Genomic DNA, 7,952 nt, shown 5'->3' with positions numbered 1-7,952 from the left:
GCACACCGAAGCGGTGGTCAGCGCCGCCGATTGCCTCGCCGCGGTGCCGCGCATCGCCTCGATCTTCGACGAGCCGTTCTCCGATTCGTCCCAGGTGCCGACGCTCCTCGTGTGCGAGCTGGCGCGCCGTCACGTCACCGTCGCCCTGTCGGGCGACGGCGGCGACGAGACGTTCGCCGGGTACCGGCGCTATGCGCTCCACGGCGATCTCCGGCGAACGTTCGGACGCGTGCCGCGGATCGCCCGCCCCGCGGTCGCCGGGCTCCTCCGTGCGGTTCCCGTCGGCGCCGCGAACCGCCTTCTCGGCTTCGCCGACCCCTGGCTCAAGCGTTATGGCAGCGGCGGCGCCGCCGGCGACAAGATCCACAAGGCGGCGGAGCTCGTGGCGCTCTCCGGCGACAAGGCGCTCTACCTCGACCTCATGTCGCACTGGAAGAACGCCGAGGCGATGGTCGAAGGCGCGCGGCCGCTCTCCCGCCTCGCCGACGAGTTCCCCGTCCCGGCGTTCAAGGACGCGATCCACCCGCTCATGCTCGACGACGCGCTCGCGTATCTCCCCGACGACATCCTGGTGAAGGTCGATCGCACGAGCATGAGCCTCGGCCTCGAGGCTCGCGTGCCGCTCCTCGATCACCGCATCCTCGAGCTGGCGTGGCGGATGCCCTTGGCGCTCAAGGCGCGCAGCGGCGAGACGAAATGGGCGCTGCGCCGTGTCCTCGAGCGCTACCTGCCGGCCGATCTCATCGACCGGCCGAAGATGGGGTTCGGCCTCCCGATCGATCAGTGGCTGCGCGGACCCCTTCGCGACTGGGCCGAATCGCTCCTCGGCGAGACACGCCTCCGTGACGGGATGCTCGACCCCGCCCCGATCCGCGCGAAGTGGCGCGAGCACCTCGGCGGCGGCCGGCAGTGGCACTACTACCTGTGGGACGTCCTCATGCTCCAGTCGTGGCGCGAGGCGCACCGCGTGTGAAGCGGGTCGTCGACCGTCAACTGTCGACGATCGACCGTCTTTTCTCGCGCAACGCCTTCCGGCACGTCAGAAGCAGCACGACCGCACCGATGGAGTAGAAGAGCGACGTCGAGAGCGCGATCCCGGGTACGCCGATCCAGTGGAGGAAGACCCAATTGCCCGCCGCGTTGAGCACGAAGTTCGTTGCGGCGACCACGAGGATGGCGCGATCGCGCCCGAGCGCGTTCAGCTGCCGCGCGGCGACGATTCCGACGAGGTAGCCGGGGAGCTGGAGAGCGTACAGCGATTGGATCGCGGCGACGCGGGCGGTGTCGGCGGCGGTGAACGAGCCGTGCTCGAAGAGCAGGCGCACGAGAGGCCGGGAAATGAGAGCGAGCGCCGCGGCGCCCGCGGCCGAAACGAGCGCGATGCGGGTCGCGTGGCGCTTCAATCCCGACGCCATCTCGTCGAAGCGCCGCTCGCTGGCGAGCGAGGCGTAGTGCGGAAGGGTCGTCGTCGCGAGCGCCAGGCCCGCGAGGCCGACGAGCGCCGCCGGGACCTTCGCGCCGAAGCCGATCGCGGCGACGCTCCCCGGCCCCGCGGTCGCCGCCATCGCTTGATCGATCACAGCGTTCGCGGACATGAGGAGGCCGCCTCCCGCGAGGATCGTAAAGCCGCGCAGCACGCCCGCGGCCTCGGGCCCGGGGCGAGAGAGCGCGGGGAGGACGCCGACCCCGGTGGCCCGCACCGCCGCCATCGCGGCCGTCGCTTCGAGCACGGCGCCGGCCAGGCTCCCCAGGACCAGCGCGTACGCCCCCGCGCGAGAGGCGAGCACCGCCACGGTGCCGAGCGTGACGAGCGGCGGAATCGTCGCGAGGAGGGCCGCCGCGACGACACGGCCGCGTGCGTTGAGCGCCGCGGTGTAGATCCCCGACGCGCCGTCGAGGACGACGAACGGCGCGAGCGCCACGAGGAGCGCCCGCGCGAGCGCGCGCTTCTCATCGGAGAATCCGTGCGCCACGACCGCGATGATCGGCGAGGCGAAGAGCGCGAGACTTCCGGCGAGCCCCGCCAGGATCAAGAGGTGCGGTGTCGCCGCCTCGGCGAGGAGCGCGGTCCCCGCGTCGGGTCCGCGCCGCGCACGCACCTCCAGGAAGCGCGGGACGAAGGCGGAGTAGAACGCGCTCCGGAAGGTCCCCGCGAAGAAGACCGGCAGCGCGAAAGCGATCAGGAACGCGTCGAGGGCGTCGGACGTGCCGAAGCGCCGCGCGACGACGAGGTCCTTGATCGTCGCCGCCACCCGCGTCGCCGCGGCGCTGGCAGCGACCATCGCGATCGCGGGCAGAAGGCCGCCTCCCGCGCGGCGGACCAGCTTGTCGCGCCAGCCTTCGGTCAAGGGCGCACCAGGACCCGGTTGATGCTCGTCCTCAGCGCGCACCGGTACCCGGCGCTCTCGAGGAGCGCGTTCGCGTCGCCGCCCCCGGCGTCCACGAAATGGCTCTGATGCTCGAGCACGACGATGCGTGGCTTCATCGCCTCCGTGGCATCGGCGAGGAAGCGGCGCAGGACACGGAACTCCATCCCCTCGACGTCGAGCTTCATCCCGTCGACGTGGGTCAACCCCGCGTCGGCGAGGATCGCGGCAAGCGGACGGCATGGAACGTCGATCGCCCGGCTGCCGGTGGCGAGGAGCGAGTTGCCGCCGCGGTTTCCGGCGGTGTTCAGGCCGAGGCGCGCCGTCCCCTCTTCGTCGGACACCGCGACCGCAACGACCGTCACCGGGAGTCCCGGGTTCAGGCCCACGTTCTCGGCGAGATGCGTGGCGGTCTTGGGATCGGCCTCGATCGCGACGACCCGGCCTCCGGCGCCGATGCGGCGCGCGGCCTGGAGCGCGTAGAACCCGATGTGAGCGCCGACGTCGACGAAGACGCCGTCCTTCGGGAGCGCGTCGAGAAGCGCCGCGATCTCGCGATGGTCGTAGAGGTGCGGGAAGAAGAGGAGCGAGCCGTCGACGTTCTCCATCGGATCGAGCGTCATGCGCAGCCCGAGGACGTCGGCGACGACACGCGGCCGCGGCCGGCGCGCGTAGAAGTCGCGCGCCCAGTTCCCGACGATCCCGGCGCCGCGAATCCTCGGGAGACGTGTCGTGATCGCCCGCAAGATCACGAGCGGCGCATCCACCGCCGCCCTCGGTCGTAGAGGAACGCCGCGAGGCCGAACGGCGCCGCGGCGAAGCGGAGCAGCTTCGCCCCCCGGTGCGCGAGCGCCTTGCGCTGCTCGCGCCCCGACAGGCCCGCGTGGCGCGCGAAGCGGACGTAGTGGGCCGCCGCGGCCGCGAAGGCGAGCGGGGCCTGGCGGAAGTACTCGAGCTGCTCGTCGATGACCAGGCGGTGCTGCTCCATGCGCCCCCAGGGATGGCTCGCGGGATCGCCCGACGAGCCGAGCGACGTCGCGCCGGGGGTCAGATGATAGATGCGCAGATCCTCGTTGACGAAGCGGGCGAGGTACCTCTGCGCGAGGCGGTCCCACACCAGGCTTTCAGGAACGAGCGTGCGGTCGCGATCCTCCGGGAACGGGTGCGACCGGAGGAGATCGGTCCGGACCGCGCCCCACTTCTCCCCGGGGACCTTCCACACGTACCGCGCGTCGAGGCCGCGTGCGTCGACGATCTCCCAGGGGAACGACCCTCCGATGCGCCGCCCCGACGGGTCGGCGCAGTGGCAGACGATCGCGTAGAAGAGGGGCCGCCGCTCCTCCGGGATCGTCGTCCAGTAGTAGGCGAACCGCTCGAGTGCCTTGGGGACGCAGGCGTCGTCGGAATCGAGGATCGCCGCCAGCTCCCCGCGCGCGACGGCTGCCGCGCGGTTGATCGCGACGTGCTTCCCGCGATTCTCCTGCCGCTCGTAGTAGACCGGGAACTCCGCGCGCGCCGCGTACTCCTCGATCAATGCCCGCGTCCCGTCCGTCGATCCGTCGTCGATGACGATCCACTCGAACTCCCGCCAGGTCTGCGCGCGCAGGCTCTCCCACACACGCGGCAGAGTCGAGGCGCGGTTGTAGGTCGCCGTGAGGACCGAGATGCGCAGGCTCAGGGCATTCCTCCTTCCAGGATCCTTCTGAGGGAGTCGGCTTCCGCCGGATCGACCGTCCGCATCGAAGCGCCGTAAGGCGACGACGGCACCGCACCGCCGGGAAGCGCGAGCCGGACCGCCTCGTCGAGCTGGCGCCGCGCCTCTCCGGCGCTCGCCTGACCGGCGGCCGCAAGCGCCTCGGCGAGGCAGAGGTGCCCCGCCGCGGCCCCCGGCTCGAGCTTGAGCGCGCTCTCCGCGGCGCGCCTCGCGCCGGCAGGATCGCCCGCGCGGAGGAGGAAGCGCGCCTGCTCGAGCGGGATCGTCGCGTCGGTCCGCGCGAGCGATGCCGCGTTCTCGTAGAGCGCGATCGCGCCGTCGCGGACGGAGGCGAACGGGAGGATCGTGAGACAGGCCCGCGCCTCGACGCGCGCCGCCTCGCGGGCGTAGAAGGCGTCCCGCGGCTGGAGGCGCGCCGCGTGCCCCGCGGCTTCGCGCGCCGCCGCGTACGCGTCCAGGGTCCATGTCTTTCCATCGCCGGCGTGGTGCGCGGCGAGGCGCGCCCATGGATCCGCCGCCCAGCGATTCCAGGCGATCGCTTGCTCGAGTCGAGCCAGCCCCGGAGGCGAGAGCGGCCCGCGCGGGAGAACCGCTACGTCCTTCCAGGCGAGGTAGCCGGCGATCTCGGCGGGACCGAGCGCGGCGAAGACGAGGACCGCCGCGAGCCGCGCCGCCGGAATGCGCCAGGCCGCAGGAGGCGCGGAGCGCTCCCGGGCGAGGAGCGGGCCTGCGAGCGCGGCCGCGAGGAGCGCCAGCGCGGGACGGCTCGTGAGATCGTCGACGAGCGCCTGCGCGCCGAGGGCGACGAGCGCGGCGGCCGCCGGAGCGATCGTGGCGCTCCGGTCACGCCGGCGCCGCGTCGTCTCCTCCACGAGGAGAGCAAGCGCGACGAGCGCGGCGACCCCGGCCGGTGCGCCGAACTCGACGAACGCGCGCAGGAGGTCGGAGTGAGGCGTGCGGAAGCTGCGCTCGAACCGGAGCGGCGTCCCATCCGCGGGGAAGTTGAAGTTCGCCGCGGCGGCGGCGAACTGGCCGGGCCCGGTGCCGGCCCACGGCGACGCCGCGAGCGCGTGCACCGACGCGGTCCAGATCCGCACGCGGTAGAAGCGGTACGGGTCGTCGTCGCTGCGGAACCGGAGGACGACACCGCCGGCGGCGGCGAGCACGACGGCGGCGCCGGCCGCGATCGTGGCACGCCGTGCGCGCCCCGAGAGCGACGGCCACAACGACGCCCCGAGCGCCGCGGCCCCGACGGCGAGGCCGAGGGCCGCTCCGCGCGAGCCGGTGACGACGACGCCGGCGAGCGCCACGATCGCCGCGGCCGCATACGCCCCGGCGAGGCGCCGCGCCGCGCGGTGCGCCACCGCCGTGCCGGCGGCGACGAGGAACGCCGCCGAGAGCCACGCGCCGAGGTGGTTCGTGTTGAGGAACGTCGACGCCGGCCGCGCGTCGCCTCTCACCTTCTCGAAGATCGCGACGATGCCGTGGAGCGCGCCGAGCGCGGCGACGGCAGGGGGGACGACGCGCGCCCACGCCTGCGGATCGGCGGCGGCGAGAGAGACAAGCGTGCCGAACGCGCCGATCTCGACGACGACGAGCCACGCACCGTAGGCGTAGGGTGCGGCGAGCGCGCCGGCCGCGACGAGCGCTGCGAATACGAGCCACGCGGCGGCAACGCGAGGCGACACGTGGAACCGCGCCTCACGCCGGACGAGGACCGCGCCGACGGCGAAGGCCGCGATCAGGACGTGTTGAACGACGAGCGACGCGGCCGACGCCCCGCCCTCGCCGAGCGTGGCGACCGCGATGACGAGCGCGACCGCCGCCATCCGCAACACGCCGCTCAATGCGACGCTCCCCGGGCGGCGCTCTGAAGCGAGACGCCGAGGCCGTCGCGCTCGGTCGCGTAGGCCGGCTGCATCGGGTAGAGGCGCGAAGCTTCGACGAGATCGGCGTAGGCGCCCGCCGTATCGCCCGACGCCGCGAGCGCGTGGGCCCGCGTCCGCCGTACCGACGCGCGCTGCGGTGCGAGGCCGACCGCGCGCTCGGCTACCGCGAGCGCGGCCGCCGCGTCGGGGGGCTGCGACGCGAGCGCCGCCTCCGCGGAGAACTGCGCCGGGTCGGGATCCCAGGGCGCGAGCTTCTCCGCTCGAGCAGCGCCGGCGGCCGCCGCGGGCCGGTCCCCCGCGATCGCCGCCTGCCGCGCGTCGTGAAGCGCCTCGCGCGAGAGACCGGCGCCCGCCGCGACCGCGGCGAGCACGACCGCCAGCACGCTCCACGCGAGGCGGCCCGCCGGCGCCGCTTCCTCGCCCTCGGCGCGAGGCTCGGCGAGCCACCCGCGCGCGACCGCCGCGATGAGGAGCAAGGACGGCATGAACGCCGTGAAGTCGGCGAGGTTGTGGAGCGCGAACGCGGCGAGCCCGACCGCGAACCCGGAGGGGACAGCTTCCGAAACTCCCTCCCCGGAGCTTCGGAAGCTGTTCCCTCTTCTCAGGAGCGGCCCGAGGAAGAGTATGAAGAACACCGCGCTCATCACGAGCCCCGCGGGGATTCCGAAGTCCGCGATCAGCTCCGCCGGGAGATCGTGCGCGTGCTGCGACTCGTTGTCGCCGGGCTGCCGGTAGGCGGGGAACGCCTCGCCGTAGCCGGCGGGCCCGGCGCCGAGGAGCGGGTGGTCGCGCGCGATCTCGAGGGCGATGCGCACGTTTCCCGCGCGGAGGCGCCACGGACTGTCGGCGCGGAACGGGGCGGTGACGGCGTCCGGGCGCACGAGCGCGGCGGCACCGATCCCGAGGCCGAGCACGATGCCCGCGACGACGACGAGACGCGTGGACACGCGCCGCGACACCGCGGCGAGCGCGACGGCGCCGCCGAGCGCCGCCATGGCCGTCACCGATCGCGTCGCGAGGAGCGCCGCCGTTCCCGCGATCGCCGAAACCGTCCCCGCGATCCGCATGAGACCCCGCCGCTCGCGCGCCCAGAGGACGACGCACGGCAGCGCCATGACCAGGAAGCATCCGAGCGCGGCGGGCGTCACGAACCCCGCGTAGGGCCGGCCCTGCGAGAGCCGGTTCGCGATCGCGGCATCGCTCTCGACGCCGGCCGACGCCGAGAGCCCCACCGCTGCTTCGTAGAGAGCGCGCGCGCCGACGAGCGCGACGGCGGCGGCGATCGCGCCACCGGCGCGGTCGAGCGGCACCGGTGCCGCCGCAGCCGCGATTCCCGCCATCGCTGCCAGCAGCATAACGACCACCGGCTCGACCGCCGCTCCGGGCGCGATCGCGATGCGCACGGCGAAGGCGGCCGCGACGAGCCCGGCCCAGACCCACGGCGATGACGCGGAGACCGCGCTCCGTGCCGACGACGTCGCCGCCGCGATCGCGACGAGGATGCCGGACGCGGCGAGGCCGAGGCCGTACACCTCCGGCGGGGCCACGATGCATACGACGAGGAGAGCGGTGGCGGCGGCTGACGCCGCGGCCGCGCGTTGAACGGTCTTCACGCGTTCGTTCCGGCGACCGTCCGCACGCCGCATGGTATCGCGAATTCGGCTGGACTCCGGAAGGCGGAGCACGTTAGCCTCCCGCACACGCTTTTTCTCACAGGAGGATCCGCACGATGAAAGGGACTCGCTCGCTCATTGCTGCCGTTGCGCTCGGCATCGGGATCGTCGCGTTCGTGACGACGCTTCCCGGCTCGCAGGCCGGCACCTCGGTCTGCACCTACTACAGCGACGCCACGCACAAGAAAGCGGTCGGCGCGCGCGGCACCGGCTGCTGTGGCTCGGTGATCAACTGGGGTGTGACCTCGTCTTACAAGGTCTGCCAGACGATCTACTGCACCGACCAGATCTGCCCGAATTGACGGGAAGT

At 73.4% G+C, this 7,952-nt stretch carries 7 protein-coding genes; 2 read left to right on the top strand and 5 right to left on the bottom strand.

What is annotated here, in order from left to right:
- A partial coding sequence (locus VFV19_11605; protein ID HEX4824945.1) for an asparagine synthase-related protein occupies positions 1-973 on the top strand: 973 nt, incomplete at its 5' end.
- A 16-nt stretch (positions 974-989) separates the two neighbouring features.
- Here VFV19_11605 and VFV19_11600 read toward each other — a convergent pair.
- Genes VFV19_11600 through VFV19_11580 form a run of 5 tightly spaced genes read right to left on the bottom strand, consistent with a single transcriptional unit; the run spans position 990 to position 7,582 of the window.
- On the bottom strand, positions 990-2,348 hold the full coding sequence (locus VFV19_11600) for a lipid II flippase MurJ (GenBank protein HEX4824944.1): 1,359 nt from the start codon (positions 2,346-2,348) through the stop codon (positions 990-992).
- Complete coding sequence (locus VFV19_11595) at positions 2,345-3,133, bottom strand: FkbM family methyltransferase (GenBank protein ID HEX4824943.1); 789 nt, start codon at positions 3,131-3,133, stop codon at positions 2,345-2,347. Before VFV19_11595 ends, VFV19_11600 begins: the two co-directional genes overlap by 4 nt.
- Positions 3,115-4,032 carry a glycosyltransferase family A protein gene (locus VFV19_11590; GenBank protein HEX4824942.1) on the bottom strand — a complete coding sequence of 306 codons (918 nt, stop codon included), beginning with the start codon at positions 4,030-4,032 and terminating at the stop codon, positions 3,115-3,117. The genes VFV19_11595 and VFV19_11590 overlap by 19 nt, the downstream gene beginning before the upstream one ends.
- 8 nt (positions 4,033-4,040) lie before the next feature.
- Complete coding sequence (locus VFV19_11585; protein ID HEX4824941.1) at positions 4,041-5,918, bottom strand: O-antigen ligase family protein; 1,878 nt, start codon at positions 5,916-5,918, stop codon at positions 4,041-4,043.
- 5 nt (positions 5,919-5,923) lie between these two features.
- On the bottom strand, positions 5,924-7,582 hold the full coding sequence (locus VFV19_11580; GenBank protein HEX4824940.1) for an O-antigen ligase family protein: 1,659 nt from the start codon (positions 7,580-7,582) through the stop codon (positions 5,924-5,926).
- Between the two features lie 116 nt (positions 7,583-7,698).
- On the opposite strand from VFV19_11580, the gene VFV19_11575 reads away from it, so the two are divergent.
- Positions 7,699-7,944, top strand: coding sequence for a DUF6289 family protein (locus VFV19_11575; protein ID HEX4824939.1), 246 nt, complete (start codon positions 7,699-7,701; stop codon positions 7,942-7,944).
- The last annotated feature ends 8 nt before the right edge of the window (positions 7,945-7,952 follow it).

The sequence above is a fragment of the Candidatus Polarisedimenticolaceae bacterium genome (assembly GCA_036275915.1).
Classification (GTDB): domain Bacteria; phylum Acidobacteriota; class Polarisedimenticolia; order Polarisedimenticolales; family DASRJG01; genus DASRJG01.
The sequence above is the reverse complement of the archived record's forward strand: the minus strand, read 5'-3'. Positions and strand labels throughout refer to the sequence as shown.